The organism is Micromonospora sp. URMC 106 (assembly GCF_051386395.1).
Lineage (GTDB): Bacteria > Actinomycetota > Actinomycetes > Mycobacteriales > Micromonosporaceae > Micromonospora.
On record NZ_JBPQTP010000013.1, the window covers coordinates 52,985 to 73,432 of the forward strand.

Sequence of the window (20,448 nt, forward strand, 5' to 3'; positions counted from 1 at the left end):
CGTCGGGCCGGCGGACGGCGGGTGGAGGATGGGAGTCATGGAGACGTCGACGTTCGTCTACGACGGGGACTGCGCGTTCTGCACCCGCTGCGCCGAGTTCATCGACCGGCGGATCCCCACGGGCGTCCGGGTGGTGCCGTGGCAGTTCGCCGATCTCGACGCGCTCGGCCTGACCGAGGCCGAGTGCGAGGAGGCGGTGCAGTGGGTCGGCGCGGACGGCTCCCGGGCGGCCGGTCCCGACGCGATCGCGAAACTGCTCGGCGACAGCGGTCCGCTGTGGCGGGTGGCCGGCGCCGGCCTCCGGTTCCCGCCGGTACGCGCCGCCGCCTGGCCCGCGTACCGCTGGGTCGCCCGCAACCGGCACCGGCTCCCGGGCGGGACGGCCGCCTGCGCGCTGCCCCAGGAGGCGCGGGAGCGCCTCTACGGCCCGTCCGGTCGCCCGGCCGCGGACGCCTGACCGGCGAGTGACGGCGCGGGGTCGTCGGCGTCGGCGGGCCGCCCGGTGCCCCGCCCGCCGCGGGTGAGCAGCCGGCGCGCCCAGACGACGGGCCGGACCCTCTCCAGCGGCAGGAAGCTGGTCATCGCGGCGAGGTGCGGCGCGAACGAGATGGTGATGGTCGCGATGGTGACCAGGTGGAACGAGTAGAAGAAGCCCACGGTCGCCAGCCGCCAGCGCTCGCGCAGCAGGAAGACCACCGGGCTGAGCAGCTCGAACGCGACGATGCCGAACTGGGCGACGATCAGCAGGTACGGCACCGAGGCGATCAGGTCGGCCAGCTCGGTGCCGCGCCGGATGATCGCCCGGGCCAGCACCGAGCCGGTCAGCCAGTCCAGCCCGCCGAAGCGCAGCTTGGCCCAGGCGGCCAGGAAGTACGTGCAGATGACGGCGATCTGGGTGACCCGCAGGGCCCAGCCGCCCGCCTCGGTGCGGGTGGTGTCGCCGTGCCGGGCCCGGCCGGCGGTGGGCAGCACGGCCAGCGCGACGAGCAGGCCGAACCGGTCGTGGTCGACCTTGCCGTAGCTCATCGCGACGATCATCCACTCGAAGTAGAGCGCGAAGACCGCCCAGCCGAGCAGTCGGGGCGCCCGGCCGGTCGCGGCGAGCAGGGCAAGCAGCAGCAGGGCCCAGAAGAGCACGGCGACCAGTGCCGGGGTGGGCGTGGGCAGCGGCAGCACCCGTCCGACGAGCAGCGGCTGGTAGAGCTCCCCGGGCACGGATACCCGGGTGCGTACCCACGGGGTGAAGACGACCAGGTCGGCGGCGACGAAGAGATAGATCAGCGTCCGGAAGGCGGCCACCCGGCCGCGGGGCACCGGCTCGGTCAGCCAGCGGCTCATTTGCCCGCCTGCCAGGAGACCACGGTCTCGTCGGTCCACCGGCCGGTGGGCCGGCCGTCCCGGATGCCGTGCCAGCGGACCACGATGCGGACCTCGACCAGCTTCGCCGCGCCGGGGTGGCGTTCGGCGTACGCGTCGGCGACCTCGGTGAGCAGCTCGGGGTCGGCGGCGTAGCGGTCCTGCTGGCCCTCGATCTCGGCCCGACGGATGCCCGTCGCGCTCTCGCCCAGCTCGACGACCGCGCCGGTGCTGTCGACGCCCTCGACGCGGGTGTCCGGTGCGGGGGAACTCGGCGGGTTGGAGGTCGAGTACATCCGGAACGGGCCGAACGGGAAGTGGTCGTCGGTGCCCCAGACGGTGCCGGCGAGCAGGACGGCCAGGCCGAGGGCCGTGGCGGCGAGCCGGACAGTGCGACCGCGGCTGGTCAAGGTCTCCATCGGGTCGTGACGATACGGGATGTACCGCCCGCCGCGGGGTCCGTCCGACGGCCACTTCTCGCTGCCGAGTGGGCCGGGACGCGGACGCGACGACGGCCGGGCCCATCGAGGGCCCGGCCGTCGTGGAACGGGTCGGTCAGTGCTTGTGCCCGGCCAGCTTCTGGCGCACGTCGTCCATGTCGAGGGCCTGGACCTGCTCGATCAGGTTCTCCAGGGCGGACTCGGGGAGGGCGCCGGGCTGGGCGAAGACGATGACGCCGTCGCGGATCGCCATGATGGTCGGGATGGAGCGGATGTCGAACTTGGCACCCAGCTCCTGCTGCGCCTCGGTGTCGACCTTGCCGAAGAGGATGTCGGGGTGCTTCTCCGAGGAGCGCTCGTAGACCGGGGCGAACCGCTTGCACGGGCCACACCACTCGGCCCAGAAGTCGACGAGCACGATGCCGTCGCTGCCGGCCACCTCATCGAAGTTTGCCGTGGTCAGCTCTACGGTTGCCATGAAAGTCTCCGATCGGCGCGGAATAGCTACGTCTGGTGGAACCAGGGCGTACCGCGTGGAATTCCCGGCACCGGCGCGGCGAAACGCGTCCCTCGCCGGCCGTGTCGACGGTCACGCTCCCATCGACGGGCGTAGCTTTCCGGCTCCTCGTGCGGCTCGCAAGTGCAGGACGCATTTGCGTGACCAGCGGTGATGGGAGCGCTTCCAATAAGATCGGCACGACGGGTCGACATGATTGAGCAATCTGGCGCTTGACAAGCGGCTATCCGGTGTGCGGAGATCGCCGAAGGCTCTCACCATGGCTACACAGAGTAGTGTTACAAAAAGATAAATGTGACCTCTGTCTCTGTTCCGTCCCCGTTGTCGTACGGCAGAATCTTCCGCATCAGAGCGTGGGCGGCGGGTGCCGGGGAGGGCCCCGCCGCTCATTGCGTCTCCCCTCGGTGGCGCCGGTGTGACATTTCCGCACGGCTCGCGCCCCACCCGTCGCCTTAACACTCGATAAGGCATGCTGTGCCGAACTCCATCGCCGCCCGTCGAAGGGACAAGGATGCAGTTCGGCCGCTACTACGAGGAGTTCGAGGTCGGCGCGGTCTACCGGCACTGGCCCGGCAAGACGGTCACCGAGTACGACGACCACCTCTTCTGCCTGCTCACCATGAACCACCACCCGCTGCACATGGACGCGCACTACGCCGAGTCGGCGAGTCAGTTCAAGCGCAACGTCGTGGTCGGCAACTACATCTACTCCCTGCTGCTGGGCATGTCGGTGCCCGACGTCAGCGGCAAGGCGATCGCGAACCTCGAGGTCGAGTCGCTGCGGCACGTGGCCCCGACCTTCCACGGCGACACGATCTACGGCGAGACCACCGTGCTGGACAAGCGGGAGTCGTCCTCCAAGCCGGACCGGGGCGTGGTCTCGGTGGAGACCCGGGGCTACAACCAGGACGGCACGATGGTCTGCGTCTTCCGCCGCCGGGTGATGGTCCCCAAGAAGGAGTACGCGGCCACCGCCGTGCCCGAGGGCGTGGACCCGGAGCGGCCGAGCTTCCCCGAGCCCCGCTGACGCGACGGCCCCTTCTTATCCGGGTTCCGGGTGGAAGGGGCCCTTTTTCCCTTCCGGGGCATATGCTGGCGCCGGAGGTTCCCATGAGCCACTCCGTCGCCGGAGAGCCGCCCTCTGCCGGCCGCCGCGCCGCACCGCTTACCACCGCCGTCTACTCCGCCGCCGAGTGGGATCTGCTGACCAGCCTCCCCGGCCGGGTGATCGTGGCCGCCGCCGCGCCCGGCCCCGGCCGCCCCCACCGGGGGGTCGCCGCCGGGCTCGCCGGCCTGGACGCGGTCGCCGCGGGGCGGGCCTTCGACAGCGATCTCGTACGCGCGGTGGTCGCCGCCATCTACGCCCGGCACGACGGCGCGTCCCAGCCGGTCGACCGGCTCACCGACGTGGTGGACCTGCTCGCCGCCTGCCGGGCCGCGACCCGGGTGCTGCGGCGGGCCGATCCCGCCGACTCGGCGGCGTACCGGCAGTGGGTGCAGTCGGTCGCGGCCCGGGTCTGCCGGGCGGCGACGAGCGGGGCCGAGGGGCTGCCGCCGGCGCCCGCCGACCGCCGCTTCCTCGACCGGCTCGGCGGCGCACTGGGGCTGGGCTGAGCCCCGGCGGGGTCGCGGCCCGGGGCGGCGTGCGCGGGACGTACCCTGCCTGACCGTGACCGGAGACCAGCTCGACGTCGGTGTGGGACCGTGGCCGGGGGACCCGCCGGACGACCCGCGCTACGACCCCGAGCTGCTCGCCGAGGGCGACCGGCGCAACGTGGTCGATCGCTACCGCTACTGGCGGCGCGAGGCCGTCGTGGCGGACCTGGACCGGCGCCGGCACGACTTCCACGTGGCGATCGAGAACTGGCAGCACGACTTCAACATCGGCACGGTGGTCCGCAATGCCAACGCCTTCCTCGCCGCCGAGGTGCACATCGTCGGCCGTCGCCGGTGGAACCGGCGCGGGGCGATGGTGACCGACCGCTACCAGCACGTCCGCCATCACGAAACCATCGAGGACTTCGTCGCCTGGGCGGCCGGGCGGGAGCTGCCCGTCGTCGGCATCGACAACCTGCCCGGGTCGCGTCCGCTGGAGACCACCACCCTGCCGCGGCGCTGCGTCCTGCTCTTCGGGCAGGAGGGCCCGGGCCTCTCCGATCCGGCACGCGCCGCCTGCGACCAGCTCTTCTCCATCGCCCAGTACGGCTCGACCCGGTCGATCAACGCCGGCGTGGCCAGCGGCATCGCCATGCACGCGTGGATCCGCGCGCACGCCGGCCCGCCCCCGACCTGAGCGGCCGTCTCGCCCCGACCCGGGCGGCCGGCCCGCGGCCGGGCTCAGTGGCCGTCGCGCCGCCGGCCTGAGCGGGCGGTCGGGGACACCGAAAAAGCGGCGCTCCGCTTGACGGGGCGGCGCGGCGGGGCGACGGTGGGATGGTGAGTGTCGCGGTGAGTTGTCCGAGATGTGGGGGCCCGGTGCGGGCGCCGGACCTGATGCACACCGAGTCGCGCTGCCTGGACTGCGGGCCGGTTCCCCCACTGCACGTGCCCGAGCACATCGGCCCGGAGATCGTGGCCAGCGTGGTGGACCGCATCACCTCCGCCGCCGACCCGCCCGCCCGGCCGCCGACGCCGCTGTGGTGCCCGTGGCCGCTCCCGCCGGGCTGGACCATGACCGGCGTGGCGTACGCCGGGGACGACCGGACCGGCATCCGGGCCACCGCGGTCGCCTGCGCCGGGCCGGCGCCGCTCGGCGAGGGCCCGGCCGACCTGGTCTTCGTGGCCGAGGAGCCGGGCGTCGGCCTGGGCACCCGGTTCGCCGGGATGCCCGGCCCCGATCCGGGCCCGGAACTGGCCGAGGCGTTGACCGACCCGGGGCCCGGGCACCCGGAGCACGTCGGGCAGGCCAGGATCAAGGTGGCCGGTCACCCGACTCCACTGTGGCTCGTGAACTCGCCGACGGATCGAAGCGCGTACGCCGGCGAGGCTCGGGGTTTGTGGCTCCATGCGATAGCCTGGCCGGCGAGTGCGGGTCACCTGCTCGCGGAAGAAGTCGTGCTGCACGACCTGACCGAGTGGACACCGCCCGAGCTCGTGTACGGCGCACCGTCTCCGTATCTGCACGGGAAGGCTTGACATCCCTCCCGGAATGTCGGAGAACGGACGCAGATATTCACTGTACGACACCACACTGATACTCTGGGTGCCGCTGCGGTAATGGGACCCGGCGCCGCGCGAGAGGATGGCCCGCCATGGTCAAGAAGGTCCTCACCTGGGCCGGAATCGCATTCTTGATCTTCTTCGTCGCCTACCGGCCAAATTCCGCCGCGGACGTGTTCAAGTCCCTGGGCGGCGGCATCATGGACATCGCACAGGGCTTCGGCGACTTCTTCACCAGTCTCGTGGCCTAGCCGCCGATGGGAAGCCCCTCCGGTCCACCCTTCGACCCCGACGACCCCGACCGGGAGCGCCGGGAGCGAGACACGGAGCCGATCCCTCGGCTCGGGCCCGACGACGGGCCGGGCTACGGCACCGGTCCGGGCCTCGGCGACGGCCCCTCCCTTTCGGACGACGCCGGCTTCGGCGACGGCCCGGCGTATGCCGGGGAGGGGCGGTCCGGCCGGGCCTGGATCCGCGACCCCGAGGCCGGCTACCAGCCGCCCCAGATCTCGGAGGACGAGCTGGCCGGCCTGCGGGCCGACGCCGCCGGCATGGCCCCCCGCCGGGTGCTGCCGCTGGAGGACGAGCCCAGTTCGCTGGTCGCCCGCTACCTATTCCCCACCGAGCGCTACCGGGGTGAGTGGAAGCGGCACTGGATCCACCTCTCCACCCCGCTGCTGGTCGGCATCGCCGCGACCTTCGTGCTCGGCTACCTCTCCGGCTTCCTCGCCGGGCAGGACGTCGGCGCGCTCACCACGATCGCGGTGCTGCTCTGGTTCGCGGTGATGGGCTGGGTGGCGTGGAAGGTCGCCGACTGGTGGTACGACCGCTTCATCCTGACCAACAAGCGGGTGATGGTGGTCAACGGCATCATCACCCGGCGGGTCGCGATGATGCCGCTGGTCCGGGTCACCGACATGAAATACGAGCAGACCCCGACCGGCCGGGCGCTCAACTACGGCACGTTCGTGCTGGAGTCCGCCGGTCAGGAGCAGGCGCTCCGCGAGATCAAGAACCTGCCCAACCCGAACGAGCTCTACCTGCGCGTCGTCGAGGAGATGTACGAGCCGCAGGCGGTCGAGGCGCGGCTGGGCAAGGAGGCCGACGAGGCCAAGGCCGACGACGGGGCGTGAAACTTTTCGTCCGAACATCGGAGGAACTGCGCACCATTCGCCGTCGACCCGACCGTCGCGGACGTGGCAACCTGCCAGGGAAACGGGGCGCGGAGGTGGCTGATGGCGGGCAGGGATCCCTTGGAGGAGGAGTTCCGCGACTTCGTCGCGGCCCGCTCCGGCGCCCTCCTGCGCACCGCGTACCTGCTCAGCGGCGACTGGGCCACCGCCGAGGACCTGCTGCAGACCGCGTTGACCAAGACGTACCTGGCCTGGAAGCGGCTCGGCGGGATCGAGGCCATCGAGCCGTACGCCCGCCGGGTCATGGTCAACACCTCGACCAGTTGGTGGCGCCGGCGCTGGCACGGTGAACGCCCCACCGAGACGCTGCCGGAGCGGGCCGCGGTCGACGAGATCGAGCAGCAGCTCGACCGGGACCTGCTCTGGCGGCACCTGAGCGCGCTGCCCGCCCGGCAGCGGGCGGTGCTCGTGCTGCGCTACTACGAGGATCTGTCCGAGGCGCAGACCGCCGCCCTGCTCAACATCTCTCCGGGCACGGTGAAGAGCCAGACCTCGCGTGCCCTGGGCACCCTGCGCCGCCGGATGGGCGCCGAGGCCGCCCTCGACCTGCCGGCCGGCGCCGAGCCGACGCCGGCCCGTCCCCGGCGTGCCCCCGCCGACCGGCCCGCACCCGCCCCGGCCGGGCCGCTGCCGGCGTACGGCGCGCCGACGATGGTGGTGGGCGCGGACGCGGCGGCCGTGGTCGCGGCGACCAACGCCCCGCCGCGCGTCGCCGCGCCGGGTGCCGGCCCCGTCACACCGGGCGATCCGGTCAGCGGGTCCACCGCCCCGGACGATCCGGGCAGCGGGTCCGCCGTCCCGGTCGGCGGACCCGTCGACCCGGCCTCGGGCACCCGGCTCCCCGCGCCGGACGCCGGGCTTACCGCGCCCGCCGGTGAGCCGGTTCCGGTGGCGTCGGGGGTCCGGGCCCTGACCGGTCCGGCGTTGCGCGCCGACCGTGACGAGGAGCGGGATCTGCCCGGCGTACCGGCCGGCACCGCCGCCGGAGAGCGTCGGTGAGCCGCCCGGCGGGCCGTGCTGACAACCGGACCGACGGCCCGAGGCGTCCATACGGCGTGACCGAGGACGAGCTGGAGCAGGCGCTGCGGGAGACGTTCACCCGCCGGGTCGCCGTCGCCCGTCCGCTCGCCGCCGACCCGGCGGGACTGGCCATCCGACGGGCCGACCGGGCCCGGCGCCGGCGCACCCTGGCCGGGGTGGCGCTGGCCGCGGTCGCCACCGTGGGGGTCAGCACCGGGATTGCGCAGCTGGGGCAGCAGCCCGGCCGGCCCAGCCACCCCACGGTCGTGCTCGGCGACCCGTACGCCTCGCCTCTGCCGGACCCGACCCCGGCGCTGTCGGACGCCCCGCCGAACGACGTCAGCCGGGGCGAGGTGGACCTGATCCTCGGCCCGGTGCTCGCCACCGCGAGCGGGCAGCGGCTGACGCTGCCGGACGTGGGCCCGGCCGAGCGTGCCCAGCGGTTGCCGGACGGCGCCGGCTGGGCCGTGGTCGGCGCCCCGACGGCGGCCGGCCGCTCGCTGTGGGTCGTACTGCCCCACGGCGCGGCCCACCTGCTGTTGGCCGGGGCGCGGGACATCGCCCTCAGCCGCGACGGGCGTCAGGTCGCCTGGCGGGAGGGCGCCGAGCTGGTCGCCGCGGGAATCGTCGGCACCCAGGTCGTCGCCGCCGCCCGCACGCCGGTGCCCGCCGGGGCGGTGCCCGTCGGCTTCGCCGGCGACGCCGTCCTGGTGCGCCTCGACGCGGACCAGCCGGGCCACGCCCTGTGGCGCCCGGCGCGGGGCCCGCTGAAGGGCGGGGGCGACCGCGCCACCCTGCGTGTCTACGGCACCCGCCCCGACGGAGTGGTGGTCGCGCAGGTGTCCGCCGGCACGCCGCGCCGACCCTGCCTCGCCCTGCTCGACCCGGCCCGGAACCTCGCGCCGGTGCGGACCGGCTGCGGGCCCACCCTGAGCGCCGACGGGCGCGGCGGGGTGTCGGCCGACGGGCGGTGGCTCCTGGTCAACGGACGGGCGGGCGGCGTGGACCGCGCGCTGCTGGTCGACCTGGACCGGCTCGGCCCCACCACCACGATCCGGCCGGCAGGCCCGCCCGTGCACGGGCCGGTGGCCTGGACGCCGGAGGGGACGGCGCACTACGCGGACGCCCTCGCCGGCCTGGTCCGGATCGACGTCAGCCGGGTGCTCGCGGGTGAGGAGGCGTCCGGCGTCCCGGTCGCCGGCCTGGTCGACGGCCAGCGGCCGGTGCCGGTCGGCGGCGGTTCCTGACCACGGCCGGTGCCGGTCGGCCGCGGCGGTTGCCGACCACGGCCGGTGCCGGTCGGTCGCGGCGGTTCCTGACCACGGCTGGTGCCGGTCGGTCGCGGCGGTTCCCGACGACGCCCGCGCGCCGGGGGCCGGGGGTGGCGGTAGCGTCAGGGCGGTGAGCGCCCGTCCGCGGATCGACCTGCACACCCACTCCACCGCCAGCGACGGCACCCTGAGCCCGGCCGAGCTGGTCCGGGCGGCGGCGGAGGCCGGGCTGGACGTCGTGGCGATCACCGACCACGACACCACCGCCGGCTGGGAGCCCGCCCTGCGGGCGCTGCCGGCCGGGCTCAGCCTGATCCGGGGAGCGGAGATCTCCTGCCGCTGGTACGGCGAGGAGCCGGCGGTACCGCTGCACCTGCTGGCGTACCTCTTCGATCCGGACTCCCCGGAGCTCGTCGCCGAGCTGACCCGGGTGCGGGCCGCGCGGGAGGAGCGGGGCGAGCGGATCGTGGCGTTGCTGCGGGCCGACGGGATCGACGTGCGGTGGCCCGAGATCCTGGCCGGCGCGGCCGGCGGGACGGTGGGCCGCCCGCACATCGCCCAGGCACTGATCCGGGCCGGCCTGGTCGCCACCACCACGGAGGCGTTCGGGCCGGACTGGCTGGGCGAGCGCTACCGGCTGCCGAAGGAGGACATCGACGTCTTCCACGCGGTCCGGCTCGTCCGCGCGGCGGGCGGCGTGCCGGTCTTCGCCCATCCCCGGGCCACCCGGCGGGGGCGGATCGTGCCGGACGAGCTGATCGCCGACCTGGCCGCGGTGGGCCTGGCGGGGCTGGAGGCCGACCACGAGGACCACTCCCCGGCCGAGCGGGCGCACGTCCGCGCCCTCGCCGGCGAGCTGGGCCTGCTGGTGACCGGCTCGTCGGACTTCCACGGCACGCACAAGACGGTCCGGCTCGGCGCGTTCACCACCGACCCGGAGGCGTACGAGCGGATCCTCGCCGAGGCGGGCGGGGTGACCGGGGTCGCTTCCGGCTGATCCGCGTTTCCGCCTCCGCCGGCGCGGCTACGTTGATCACGTGGATGCAAAGCTGTTCGGTGAGGTCTTCGTGACCCTGCTGGTGATCGTCGACCCCCCGGGCATGATGCCCATCTTCCTGGCGCTGACCGGCCCGTTGCCGGCGCGGGACCGCAACCGGGCGGCGTGGCAGGCCGTCGCCTTGGCGCTCGGCGTGATCGTGATCTTCGCGGTGGCCGGCCAGACCCTCCTCGACTACCTGCACGTCGACCTGCCGGCCCTCCAGGCCGCCGGTGGGCTGCTGCTCATCCTGGTGGCGTTGGAGCTGCTGACCGGCAAGGCCGACGACCCGAGCCAGCAGGTCACCTCGAACATCGCGCTGGTGCCGCTGGGCACGCCCCTGCTGGCGGGCCCCGGCGCCATCGTGGCCACCATGCTCTTCGTCCAGCAGGCCGACGGCGGGGCGGACTACACCGCCATCGCCGCCGCGATCGTCGCGGTGATGGCCGCGGTGTGGATCGTGCTCCGGTTCTCCGGCGGGATCGTCAAGATCCTGCGCCCGGGCGGGATCGAGGTGCTGACCCGGATCGCCGGCCTGCTGCTCGCGGCGATCGCGGTGCAGCTCATCGCGGACGCGGTGGCCGCCTTCGTGACCCAGTACGCCAACGCGGCCTGACCGGCGGCCGGGTTTGTCGGGCCCGGATGGCAGGATCCAGGTGTGCGACGAGCCTCTTCAGCCGGACGGTCCTCCGCCACGGGCGGCCGGGCGCCCCGCCCCCGCGGCGACCAGCCCGAGCAGCTCGGCTTCGAGGGCATGCCGGAGCGGCTCTTCGTCTGCACCCCCAGCAAGCTCGGCGCCTACGCGGACTGCCCCCGGCGCTACCGCTACTCCTACGTCGACCGTCCGGCCCCGCCCAAGGGCCCGCCGTGGGCGCACAACTCCCTGGGCGCGAGCGTGCACACCGCCCTGAAGAACTGGTATGCCCTCAGCCCTGAGCGGCGCCGGCCCGAGGCGCTCGCCGCGCTGCTCAAGGGCACGTGGGTCCGCGAGGGCTACCGCGACGACGAGCAGGAGCGGGCGGCCTACCGGCGGGCGCTGGGCTGGCTGGAGTCCTACGTCGAGACCCTGGAGCCGGGGGTCGACCCGCTCGGCGTGGAGCGGGTGGTGGCGGTCAAGACCGCGGTGCTGGCCTTCAACGGCCGCGCCGACCGGATCGACTCCCGCCCCGGTCCCGAGGGGCCCGAGCTGGTCATCGTCGACTACAAGACGGGCCGCACCGGGCTGGACGCCGACGACGCGCGCGGCTCGCAGGCGCTGGCGCTCTACGCGTACGCGGCCGAGCGGGTGTTCCGTCGGCCGTGCCGCCGGGTGGAGCTGCACCACCTGCCCACCGGCACGGTCGCCGCACACGAGCACACCGCCGAGTCGCTGGCCCGGCAGCTGTCCCGGGCCGAGGAGACCGCGCGCGACATCATGGCCGCCGAGCGGGCGGTCGCCGACGGGGGTGACCCCGACGACGCCTTCCCGACCACGCCGGGCCCCCGCTGCGGCTGGTGCGACTACCGGCGCACCTGTCCGGCCGGGGCGCAGGCGCCGGGCAAGGAGCCGTGGGCGGCCGTCGAGCATTCCGCCGGCCCGGCGCCCGGCCGGGACTGACCGATCCCACCCCGGCCGAGACCGACCGAACCCGCCCGGCCGGAACTGGACCGACCCCACCCGGCTCAGGCGGGGCGTCGGCGGCGCTCAGGCGGGCGTGTCGGCGAGGCGGGCGGCGCGTTCCTTCGCGGCCTGCTGCAACGGCCCCTCCCGCCAGCGGCGCGGCACCGCGGCGAGGGTCAACCGCAGCGCCCGCACGGTCAGGTCGGCCGAGAGCGTGGTGGTCGGCAGGCCGAGCCCGCCGTACATCCGGCGGGCCCAGGCCGGCAGCAGCGCGAACGCGGTGCCGGCGATGCCGAAGTACGCCCAGCGCGGCGGCCCCAGGTTGAGCCCGATCCGGGCGGGCAGACTGAGCTTCCACGGGATCGGCGGAGCGGTGAGGAACAGCGCCGTCTCGGCCGCCTCGCGGGTGATCCGCAACTCCGGGCGGATCCGCCGGTAGTAGTCGGCCACCTCGGCGGCGGTGCCGGGGACCGTCTGCGGATCGAGGCCGACCAGGGCGGCGGCCCGCCGCTGCTCGGTGTAGTAGCCGTCGATCTCGTCGGCGGTCAGGGGCAGCCCCGCCCGGCGGGCCGTGTCGAGGAACGACTCGATCTCGGTGACGTGCACCCAGCGCAGCAGGTCGGGATCGTCGACGCGGAACTCCTCCCCGGTGAACGGGTCGGTGGCCCGCATGCGGGCGTGCCGCCGGCGTACCCGCCGTCCGGCGGCCTCCGCCTCGGCGGTGGTGCCGTAGATGGTGGTCCCCACGTAGGTGGCGGTGCGCACCAGGCGACCCCAGGCGTCGGAGCGGTAGTCGCTGTTCTGCGCGACCCCCGCCATCGCGCGCGGGTGCAGTGCCTGGAGGTAGAGCGAGCGCAGGCCGGCGACGATCAGGATCGGCTCCTCGTGCACCTTCCACGTGACCGAACCCGGACCGAAGAGACCGAGGTCATCGGAGTCCACCGCCCAAGCGTGCCACGCCCCGCGACGACCCGCCCCGGGTGGCGTTCAGTCGTCGGTTGAGCGGCGGGCCTGGCAGGTCGGGCAGAGGCCCCAGAAGGTCACTTCCGCCTCGTCCACCTCGAACCCGTGGGCGATGTTCGGGTCCAGGCAGGGCGCGCTGCCGACCGCGCAGTCGATGTCGGCGATCTCGCCGCAGCCCCGGCAGACCACGTGGTGGTGGTTGTCCCCGGCCCGCGCCTCGTAGCGGGCGGGGCTGCCGGCCGGCTCGATCCGGCGGGACAGCCCGGCCCGGGACAGCGCGCCGAGCACGTCGTAGACCGCCTGGGTGGAGACGGAGTCGAGGCGCTCGCGGACCCGCCGGGTGATCTCGTCCACCTCGAGGTGGCCACCGCCGGCCAGTACGTCGAGCACGGCGAGGCGCGGCCGGGTGACCCGCAGGCCCCTCGACCGGAGGAGTTCCTCGCCACCGGACACGTGCCAATGACAGCACGCGGTCACGAGGTCGACAACCTGCCTCCGGCGCGAGGTGGCCGCGGCCACAGCCAGCTCGGTGCCGCGGGCGGTGAACCGGAGCGGTCCGGGGCGCGTGTAGCCGGTCGACAGGGCCTGGGCGGGTCGACCGGCGCACCGTACGCTGGCAGCCCGCGATCGCGTACCGCCGGAGGTGTCGATGTTCAAGGAGATCCTGGGTCTGCCGGCCCATGTGCTGGTGGTGCACGCGGTCGTCGTGCTCGTGCCGCTGCTGGCCCTGCTCTCCGCCGCGTACGTGGCGCTGCCCCGGTTCCGGCCCCGGCTGGACTGGGCGGTGGCGATCCTCGCCGTGGCGGCGCCGGTGACGGCCTTCGTCGCGGTCGAGTCCGGCGAGGAGTTGACCGACGCGTTCGTCGCGCGGGGCATGCAGGGCCCGATCGTGGACCAGATCTTCGAGCACTCCCGCTACGGCGACATCCTGTTCCGGTACGTCCTGCCGCTGGCCGTGGTGTCGCTGCTGCTGCTCGCGGTGACGAGCGGGCACCCGCGGGTGCCGAAGCTGCCGTCCTGGGTCACCCCGGTGCTGTCGGTCGTCGTGGTCGCGCTCGGCGTCGCCAGCCTCGTCTACGTCTACCTCACCGGCCACTCTGGCGCCGAGGCGGTCTGGGGCAACACCATCTGACCTCGCCCCCCTCCACCCTCCCCGCGATCTTGCACTTTCGGCCCTCCTTTCGCCCCGTTCGCGGAATATGTCGGGGCAGCAAGTGCAAGATCGCCGAAATGGGGACGGGTCAGTGGGCGCGGAGCATGCGGAGCTGGGCCAGGTGCTTCGGCAGGTGGACGCGGGTGTGCAGGTCGAGGGTGCGACCCCAGGGCAGGGTGTCGTCGACGACGAGGTCGAAGCCCTCGCGCAGGTGGGTGTCGACCGGGGTCTGCGCCGCCGGGCCGAGCCGCTCGGCCAGCGCGCAGAGCTTCTGGCTGGTGGCCCGCAGCAGGGTGGCCAGCCCGTCCAGCCCGCCGCACTCGGCGACCAGCGCGTCCACCTGTGGGCGGTGGATGGTCTCCAGGTCGTAGTACGCGAACGGCGAACCGGCGATGACCGCCTCGGTCGCCTCGGTCATCAGCTCGTCGTTGGCGGCGAGGTGGGCGACGATCTGCTCGGCGCTGAGCTGCCCGGCCGGCGGCGGCCCGAACCCGCCCGCGTCGACCTCGGCGAGCACCTCCTCGTACGCCCGCCGCAGCCTGTCGACCTCCATCCGCCCAGGCTAGCTGCGATCCGGCGCCGGGCGGGCCGGACCGGGCAGGTGCGTGGCGGTCAGGCCGGCAGCACGCCCCGGGTGACCATGCGGCTGATCCGGGCCACCAGCTTGCGGGGGCGGCGCGGCTGCAGGTGCGCGCCGGCGAAGGTCCCCGGCCCGGACACGACGTAGCCCTGGTTCCGGGCCAACGCCCGCAGCGCCCGGGCCACCACCCGCTGCGGGGTCTCGAACCGTCCCCCGATGGCGGCCCGGCGGGTGCCGATCGCCTCGAAAAAGCCCGTCTCGACGGGGCCGGGGCACAGCGCCAGCACGTGGAGGCCCCGGTCCCGGTACTCGCTCCACAGCGCGAGGCTGAAGTTGAGCACGAACGCCTTGGCCGCGCTGTAGACCGCGAAGTACGACGCGGGCTGGAATCCGGCGGTCGACCCGACGTTGATCACCCCGCCACGGCCACGGGCCAGCATGGCGGGCACGAGCGCGTGCGTCAGGTCGGTCAGCGCCACCACGTTGACCATGAGCTGGTCGTGGTCGCGGTCAGCGGGGATCTCCTCGAACCGGCCGCAGGTGCCGAAGCCCGCGTTGTTGACCAGGAGGGTCACGTCGAGACCACGGGCTCGGAGTTCGGCGACCACCCGGGCGGTGGCGTCGGGTGCCGCGAGATCCTGCCCGATGACCTCGACGCGGACGCCGTGGGCCTGCCGGAGCGTCGCGGCCAGCTCGTCCATCCGGTCGACCGAGCGGGCGACCAGGACCAGGTCCCGCCCTTCTGCCGCGAGCTGCCGGGCGAATTCGGCGCCGATCCCGGAGGAGGCGCCGGTGATGAGTGCAACGTCAGTCATGCATCGAACCGTAGCGGCTATGGTTGACAACTGCAACACCATGTCTTAGATAACGACCCGAGTCGGGTCGTGACGTATTGTTTACCTGGCACCAGCGGGAAGGAGACGGAATGGCCGAGGGCCAGCGACGCCTGCGAGCGGACGCCGAACGCAGCATCCGCACCATCATGGAGGCCGCCGAGCGGGTGCTGACGGCGAACCCGGCCGCCACCATCGAGCAGATCGCCGAGGCGGCCGGGGTCGCCCGCACGACGGTGCACCGCCGCTTCGCCAGCCGCGACGCGCTGATCAGCCGCATGACACGGGACGCCTGGGCGCAGATCGGCGCGGCCGTGGCCGCCGCCCGGCCAGCCACCGCGCCGCCCCTGGTCGCCCTCCACCAGGCCACCGCGAGCATCCTGGAGATCAAGTCGCGGTGGCCGTTCGCCCTCGGCCAGCCCAGCGACGATCCGTCGACGGTGCGGACCCGGGAGGAGGTCCACGCCGGATGCGAACTGGTGCTACGCCGGGCACAGCAGGCCGGGCTCGTCCGCCCGGACGTCGACCTGGACTGGACCCGGCGTGTCTACCTGGCGCTGATCGACGAGACCATGCACGGCGCCGCCGAGCCGACGGGCGACCCCGACGCCCTGGCCGCCCGCATCCTGGACACCCTCCTGCACGGAGCCGCCCCGAGGCCCTGACCGCCGCCGGCGGGCACGCCCGCGCCGCCCTGAGCGGGCCCGCCCCGGCCCCGAGCGGGCGCGGCAGGCCGGAACCAACCGGCGCGGACCACCCCCACCGGGGGATCAGCGGCGGCGGGGCTGCCGGGCGCGCAGGTAGTCGGAGACGACGTACTCGCCGAGGTCCTCCAGGTCCGGGGTGAACATCCGACCCTTCGAACGGCGGGCCACGGCGTCGACGAAGCGGCGCAGGCCCGGGTCGTCGCCGAGCATGAAGAGGTTGAGCGTGGCGCCGTAGCGGGTCAGCCGGTCCACCTCGCGGACGGTCGCCTCGATCGTCTCCGGCAGCGGCGGCCAGTGGAACAGCGCCTCCCCGTCGTCCGGATCCAGGTGGGCGGTCGGCTCCCCGTCGGTCACCACCAGCACCACCGGCTCGGCGTCCGGGTGCCGCCGCAGGTGCCGGGCGGCCAGCCGCAACGCGTGCTGGAGGTTCGTGCCCTGCTGCATGTCCGGCTCGACGGCGGCCAACTCCTGCTGGGTCAGCGGCAGCGCCTCCCGGCCGAAGCCGACGATCTGCAACGCGTCCTGCGGGAACCGGGTGGCCATCAGGTGCGCCAGTGCCAGCGCCGTCTGCTTCATCGGGCCCCACCGGCCCTGCGAGATCATCGAGTAGGAGAGGTCGACGCAGAGTGCCACCGCCGCCGACGCCCGCCGCTCGGTCTCCACCACCTCGAAGTCCTCGACGGCGAGTTGCACCGGCACGCCCGTCCCCGTGCGGCGGACCGCCCGGGTCAGCGTCCGCACCACGTCCAGGGGCTGCTCGTCCCCGTACTCCCAGGGGCGCGAGCCGCCGCTGACCTCGCCGGCGGCGCCCGCCGAGCGCAGGTCGTGCTGGCCGCGCGGCCCGGCGGTCAGGTCGGCGAAGACCCGCCGCAGCGCGGTGCCGCCGAGCCGGCGCAGCGCCTTCGGGCTCAGGGTCAACCCGTCGGCGTCCCGGCTGACCCACCCCTGCCGGCGCAGTTCCCGCTCCAGCTCCCGCAGCCGGCGTACGTCGTCGGCGGCCTCCCGGCCCAGCGTCCGGGCCACCGCGTCGACGTCGACGTCGTCCAGGGTGGCGCCCGGGTGCTCCTGGTCGAGCTGGTCGAGCAGCTCGTCGAGGTCGGCGATCTCGCCGAGCGCGCCAGCGGCCTCGCCGTAGCCGAGCGGCCGCTCGCCGCGCACCCGCTCGCCGCCACCCCGGTGCAGGTCCGGCCGGAGCGCGCGGAGGTTGGCGTCCAGCGCGGCCAGCTCCCCGGCGAGCCGGTCGCCGAGCGACTGCCGCATCAGGCCGGCCAGTTCCTCCCGCTGCCGCTCGGACAGCGAGCGCATCAGCCGCTCCCCGGCGGCCGACCTGCGGGCCAGCACGTCGACCAGCTCGTCGACGTCGGCCGGCTGCTCCGGGAAGAACTCGCCGTGCCGGCGCATGAACTCGGCGAACGCGTCGGTGGTGTCCTCCGACCGGGCGTGCCGGGCCAGCAGGTCGTTCAGGTCGCGCATCATCTCGGCCAGCCGCCGCTGCGCGGCCGGGTCCGCCGACGCGCGCACCGCGTCGCGCAGCCCGGCGAAACGCTGGCCCAGCACGTCGTCGCGGAGACCGTCCAGGATCCGCTGGTACGTCCCGCGCGCCTCGTCGCTGGCCCAGTCGTAGCCGGCCAGTTCCTCCACCGCCCGAGCCGTCGAGCGGGGCAGGTTGTCCAGCACCGCCTCGGCGAACCGGGCGGCGTCGTCGGCGCGCCCGCGCAGCTCGTGCCGCTCGGCGGCGAGCGCCTGGTCGAGCAGAGCCCGGGCGCGGGTGACCGCCCCGTCGAGGTCGCCCCGGCGCAGCGCCTCGCGGCGCAGCCGCCGGGCCCGGGCGGCCAGGTCGTCCAGGCCGCCGCGCCCCTGCGGGCCCCGGCGCAGCAGATCGCGCAGCGCCTCCCGGAGACTGCCGCCGGCCAGCACCTCCGCGCCGACGGCATCCACCGCGCCCCGCACGTCGTACGGGGGCGCGAGCGGGTCCGGGCCGCCCCACCACTGCCCGTACCGGAACCGGTTGCCGGCCATGCTCAGGCCCGGCCGCCGTAGCGGGTCCGGCCGGAGTCGGTGACGTCCTTGCCGAGCCGGCGGGTCAGGTGCAGCCCCTCCAGCACGAACTCGACGCCGGCGGCGGCCTGCTCGGGGGTGGGCGCGTCGCCCAGGCCGAGCCGGTCCAGCGCCTTGGCCAGCCCGGGGACGGTGCCCACCTGGCGCAGCAGTTCCGCGGAGTTGACCAGCTCACCGGTCTCGATCACCGCGTCCTCGTCGACCAGGGCGGTGAACCCGGACAGGTCCAGCCCCGCCAGCCGGGACCGGAACGTCTCGGCGGTCGCGGTCCGCAGCAGGTGACCGAGGACCTCGACCTCCCGCCCCTCCTCGCCGCTCTCGAACTCGACCTTGCCCCGCAGGGTCGACGTCACCGACACCGCGTCGCCGACCCGGGCGACCGGCGCCTCCGGACGCACCCCCTCGGCCGGCTCCGCGGCGGCGAGCAGTCCGGCGCGGCGCAGCGCGGCGGCGGCGACCGTCTCGGCGGCGGCGATCGCGAACCGGGCGGAGACCCCGGAGCGCGGGTCCACCGACGGCGACTCGCGTACCGCGCGGGCGAACCGCGCGAGCACCTCCAGCACGTGCTCCGGCACCTCGGCGACCAGGTCGGCCTCCTGCCGGATCAGGGCCAGCTCCAGGTCGAGGTCGACCGGGTAGTGGGTGCGCACCTCGGCGCCGAAGCGGTCCTTCAGCGGGGTGATGATCCGGCCCCGGTTGGTGTAGTCCTCCGGGTTGGCGCTGGCCACCAGGAACAGGTCCAGCGGCAGCCGCAGCTGGTAGCCGCGGACCTGGATGTCCCGCTCCTCCAGCACGTTGAGCAGCGCCACCTGGATCCGCTCGGCCAGGTCGGGCAGCTCGTTGACGGCGAAGATGCCCCGGTTGGTGCGCGGCACCAGACCGAAGTGGATGGTCTCCGGGTCGCCCAGCGTGCGCCCCTGCGCGATCCGGATCGGGTCGACGTCGCCGATCAGGTCGCCGACGCTGGTGTCCGGGGTGGCCAGCTTCTCGCCGTAGCGCATCGAGCGGTGCAGCCACGCGACCGGCAGGTCGTCGCCGGCCTCCGCGACCAGCGCCCGCGAGGCGGGGGTGAGCGGGTGCAGCGGGTGCTCGTTGAGCACCGAGCCGGCGATCACCGGGGTCCATTCGTCGAGCAGCCCGACCAGCGAGCGGATGAGCCGGGTCTTGCCCTGGCCCCGCTCGCCGAGCAGCACCATGTCGTGCCCGGCGAGCAGCGCCCGCTCGACCTCGGGCAGCACCGTGTCGTCGTAGCCGACGATGCCGGGGAAGCGGTCGGCGCCGGAGCGCATCCGGGCCAGGAGGTTGTCGCGGAGTTCCTGCTTGACCGTGCGGTACGCGTGGCCGGCCGCCCGCAGCGCGCCGAGCGTGCCGGGCAGGTCGGCCGGTGGGACCGGGGTAACCGGGGAAGGCGCAGTCACCCGACCCACGCTAGCTCACGTCGGCGGGGACGCCCGGTCCGTCGACCGGGCGTCCCCGCCGTCGGGACGGCTCAGTCGCGGCCGCAGCGCCGGCACGCGCCCCGGCGGCGCAGGTGGTACGCGTACGTGGCGGCGCCGAGCGCGACACCCCAGAACGGCCAGAGCAGCATCGGCGCGGTGGCCAGGCTGGCCTCGCCGAAGTCCCAGAAGTCCGGGGTGGCGAGCAGGCCGAGGGTCGCCGCGGTGACCGCCACCGCGACCAGGGTGGCCGGGACCACGGCCAGCCTCACCGGCACCGGCCGCCCGGCCAGGCCGACCATCCAACGCGGGAACCGCTCGCCCCAGCGCTGCACCAGCCCCAGCGTGAGGATCGCCCCCACCAGCGCGAACCCGCCCAGCCCGGCGCCCGCCCACACCATCCCGGAGTCCCGCATCTCGTCGAGGAACGACTGCTCGATGCCGAGCGGGATGCCGACCGCCCAGGCGAGGCGGGTGACCGCGTACAGGGCGGGGATGGTGGCCGCGACCCAGGCCACCCAGCGGCCCCAGCGGGCGGCCGAGGCGGGCGAGGTCCAGCCGTGGTCGGTGCCGTCGCGTCCACACGCCGGGCAGGCGCCGGCGGTACGCCGCCGCCAGGTCAGCACGGCCCCGGCCAGCAGCACCCCGCCGACGACGGCGGCGAACCGGGCGAACAGCGCCCAGGTGAAGACCTCCGCGTAGTCCACCGGCGGCCAGCCGAACGGCGCGCCGATGATCAGGATCGGGGCGTACCCGAGGATGGTCAGCACCCCGACGTCCGGCACCACGACGGCCAGCAGGACCGCGACCGTCCAGGCGTACGCCGACAGCAGCGTCCGCAGCGCCCGGCCCGGACGCCGCGTCGAGCCGGTCATGGCGAGCGCGGCGACCGCGGCGCCGAGCAGCAGCGCGGCGAACAGCGGCGGCCCGACGGTGGTCGGGACCAGCCGCAGCAGGTTGATCTCTCCGCCGGGGTCGTTCGCCCCGAACGGGTAGCCGGCGCCGGTGACGGTGCAGAGGAGGGCGAGCACGCCCCACAGGCCGAGCCAGGCGGCGGCGAGCGGGGCGAGCCGGTCCGACCGGCGCGCCGTCGGGCGGCGGGTGGGCGGGAGGGTCGTCGTCATGC

24 protein-coding genes are annotated in these 20,448 nt (G+C 74.6%); 14 read left to right on the forward strand and 10 right to left on the reverse strand.

The annotated features are described in order from the left end of the window. Positions 1 to 37: 37 nt before the first annotated feature. A complete protein-coding gene (locus tag ACSNOB_RS06820) occupies positions 38 to 457 on the forward strand; it encodes a thiol-disulfide oxidoreductase DCC family protein (RefSeq protein WP_436685761.1) in 420 nt (139 codons plus the stop codon). On the opposite strand, the gene ACSNOB_RS06825 is transcribed toward ACSNOB_RS06820, so the two are convergent. The 3 genes from ACSNOB_RS06825 to trxA form a co-directional block, all read right to left on the reverse strand. Then, positions 421 to 1,338 (reverse strand): HTTM domain-containing protein, encoded by a 918-nt coding sequence (locus ACSNOB_RS06825; RefSeq protein ID WP_436685762.1) that lies wholly within the window; start codon positions 1,336 to 1,338, stop codon positions 421 to 423. The genes ACSNOB_RS06820 and ACSNOB_RS06825 overlap by 37 nt on opposite strands. Next, positions 1,335 to 1,775: a hypothetical protein gene (locus tag ACSNOB_RS06830; protein ID WP_436685763.1), complete on the reverse strand. Its 441-nt coding sequence runs from the start codon at positions 1,773 to 1,775 to the stop codon at positions 1,335 to 1,337. Before ACSNOB_RS06830 ends, ACSNOB_RS06825 begins: the two co-directional genes overlap by 4 nt. 136 nt (positions 1,776 to 1,911) lie before the next feature. Continuing rightward, entirely contained in the window at positions 1,912 to 2,274 is a 363-nt protein-coding gene (gene trxA, locus ACSNOB_RS06835) for a thioredoxin (RefSeq protein WP_436685764.1), read from the reverse strand. A gap of 550 nt (positions 2,275 to 2,824) precedes the next feature. On the opposite strand from trxA, the gene ACSNOB_RS06840 reads away from it, so the two are divergent. The 11 genes from ACSNOB_RS06840 (at position 2,825) to ACSNOB_RS06890 (ending at position 11,589) form a co-directional block, all read left to right on the forward strand. After that, the gene (locus ACSNOB_RS06840; protein ID WP_436685765.1) at positions 2,825 to 3,340 is read left to right on the forward strand and encodes a MaoC family dehydratase; all 516 of its coding nucleotides are present in this window, start codon (positions 2,825 to 2,827) and stop codon (positions 3,338 to 3,340) included. 62 nt (positions 3,341 to 3,402) lie between these two features. Then, positions 3,403 to 3,927 (forward strand): hypothetical protein, encoded by a 525-nt coding sequence (locus ACSNOB_RS06845; protein WP_436685766.1) that lies wholly within the window; start codon positions 3,403 to 3,405, stop codon positions 3,925 to 3,927. Positions 3,928 to 3,982: 55 nt separating this feature from the next. Next, positions 3,983 to 4,606 carry a TrmH family RNA methyltransferase gene (locus ACSNOB_RS06850; RefSeq protein WP_436685767.1) on the forward strand — a complete coding sequence of 208 codons (624 nt, stop codon included), beginning with the start codon at positions 3,983 to 3,985 and terminating at the stop codon, positions 4,604 to 4,606. Between the two features lie 140 nt (positions 4,607 to 4,746). After that, a complete protein-coding gene (locus ACSNOB_RS06855) occupies positions 4,747 to 5,448 on the forward strand; it encodes a DUF6758 family protein (protein WP_436685768.1) in 702 nt (233 codons plus the stop codon). 116 nt (positions 5,449 to 5,564) lie between these two features. Beyond that, entirely contained in the window at positions 5,565 to 5,723 is a 159-nt protein-coding gene (locus ACSNOB_RS06860) for a hypothetical protein (RefSeq protein WP_007455302.1), read from the forward strand. 6 nt (positions 5,724 to 5,729) lie between these two features. Beyond that, the gene (locus ACSNOB_RS06865; RefSeq protein ID WP_393102345.1) at positions 5,730 to 6,605 is read left to right on the forward strand and encodes a PH domain-containing protein; all 876 of its coding nucleotides are present in this window, start codon (positions 5,730 to 5,732) and stop codon (positions 6,603 to 6,605) included. A gap of 102 nt (positions 6,606 to 6,707) precedes the next feature. After that, positions 6,708 to 7,664, forward strand: a complete 957-nt coding sequence (locus ACSNOB_RS06870; protein WP_436685769.1) for a SigE family RNA polymerase sigma factor — start codon at positions 6,708 to 6,710, stop codon at positions 7,662 to 7,664. Positions 7,665 to 7,720: 56 nt separating this feature from the next. Then, positions 7,721 to 8,932: a hypothetical protein gene (locus tag ACSNOB_RS06875; RefSeq protein WP_436685770.1), complete on the forward strand. Its 1,212-nt coding sequence runs from the start codon at positions 7,721 to 7,723 to the stop codon at positions 8,930 to 8,932. A gap of 154 nt (positions 8,933 to 9,086) precedes the next feature. Next, positions 9,087 to 9,953 carry a PHP domain-containing protein gene (locus tag ACSNOB_RS06880; protein WP_436685771.1) on the forward strand — a complete coding sequence of 289 codons (867 nt, stop codon included), beginning with the start codon at positions 9,087 to 9,089 and terminating at the stop codon, positions 9,951 to 9,953. A gap of 40 nt (positions 9,954 to 9,993) precedes the next feature. Beyond that, positions 9,994 to 10,608 carry a MarC family protein gene (locus tag ACSNOB_RS06885; protein WP_393102349.1) on the forward strand — a complete coding sequence of 205 codons (615 nt, stop codon included), beginning with the start codon at positions 9,994 to 9,996 and terminating at the stop codon, positions 10,606 to 10,608. Between the two features lie 138 nt (positions 10,609 to 10,746). Next, positions 10,747 to 11,589, forward strand: coding sequence for a RecB family exonuclease (locus ACSNOB_RS06890; protein WP_436685796.1), 843 nt, complete (start codon positions 10,747 to 10,749; stop codon positions 11,587 to 11,589). Between the two features lie 87 nt (positions 11,590 to 11,676). On the opposite strand, the gene ACSNOB_RS06895 is transcribed toward ACSNOB_RS06890, so the two are convergent. Then, complete coding sequence (locus ACSNOB_RS06895) at positions 11,677 to 12,534, reverse strand: oxygenase MpaB family protein (protein ID WP_436685772.1); 858 nt, start codon at positions 12,532 to 12,534, stop codon at positions 11,677 to 11,679. Between the two features lie 45 nt (positions 12,535 to 12,579). Beyond that, complete coding sequence (locus ACSNOB_RS06900) at positions 12,580 to 13,008, reverse strand: Fur family transcriptional regulator (RefSeq protein WP_436685773.1); 429 nt, start codon at positions 13,006 to 13,008, stop codon at positions 12,580 to 12,582. Between the two features lie 196 nt (positions 13,009 to 13,204). Here ACSNOB_RS06900 and ACSNOB_RS06905 point away from each other — a divergent pair, with 196 nt between their 5' ends. Continuing rightward, positions 13,205 to 13,687 (forward strand): DUF2231 domain-containing protein, encoded by a 483-nt coding sequence (locus ACSNOB_RS06905; protein ID WP_393102352.1) that lies wholly within the window; start codon positions 13,205 to 13,207, stop codon positions 13,685 to 13,687. Positions 13,688 to 13,796: 109 nt separating this feature from the next. On the opposite strand, the gene ACSNOB_RS06910 is transcribed toward ACSNOB_RS06905, so the two are convergent. Both ACSNOB_RS06910 and ACSNOB_RS06915 read right to left on the reverse strand, forming a co-directional pair. Then, the gene (locus ACSNOB_RS06910) at positions 13,797 to 14,261 is read right to left on the reverse strand and encodes a hypothetical protein (protein WP_436685774.1); all 465 of its coding nucleotides are present in this window, start codon (positions 14,259 to 14,261) and stop codon (positions 13,797 to 13,799) included. A gap of 59 nt (positions 14,262 to 14,320) precedes the next feature. Then, positions 14,321 to 15,103, reverse strand: coding sequence for an SDR family NAD(P)-dependent oxidoreductase (locus tag ACSNOB_RS06915; RefSeq protein ID WP_436685775.1), 783 nt, complete (start codon positions 15,101 to 15,103; stop codon positions 14,321 to 14,323). A gap of 110 nt (positions 15,104 to 15,213) precedes the next feature. On the opposite strand from ACSNOB_RS06915, the gene ACSNOB_RS06920 reads away from it, so the two are divergent. Continuing rightward, on the forward strand, positions 15,214 to 15,786 hold the full coding sequence (locus ACSNOB_RS06920; RefSeq protein ID WP_436685776.1) for a TetR/AcrR family transcriptional regulator: 573 nt from the start codon (positions 15,214 to 15,216) through the stop codon (positions 15,784 to 15,786). Positions 15,787 to 15,891: 105 nt separating this feature from the next. On the opposite strand, the gene ACSNOB_RS06925 is transcribed toward ACSNOB_RS06920, so the two are convergent. The 3 genes from ACSNOB_RS06925 to ACSNOB_RS06935 form a co-directional block, all read right to left on the reverse strand. After that, complete coding sequence (locus ACSNOB_RS06925; RefSeq protein ID WP_436685777.1) at positions 15,892 to 17,847, reverse strand: VWA domain-containing protein; 1,956 nt, start codon at positions 17,845 to 17,847, stop codon at positions 15,892 to 15,894. A 2-nt stretch (positions 17,848 to 17,849) separates the two neighbouring features. Beyond that, positions 17,850 to 19,313, reverse strand: coding sequence for a magnesium chelatase (locus ACSNOB_RS06930; RefSeq protein ID WP_436685778.1), 1,464 nt, complete (start codon positions 19,311 to 19,313; stop codon positions 17,850 to 17,852). A 62-nt stretch (positions 19,314 to 19,375) separates the two neighbouring features. Continuing rightward, positions 19,376 to 20,446: a hypothetical protein gene (locus ACSNOB_RS06935; protein WP_436685779.1), complete on the reverse strand. Its 1,071-nt coding sequence runs from the start codon at positions 20,444 to 20,446 to the stop codon at positions 19,376 to 19,378. Positions 20,447 to 20,448: the final 2 nt, after the last annotated feature.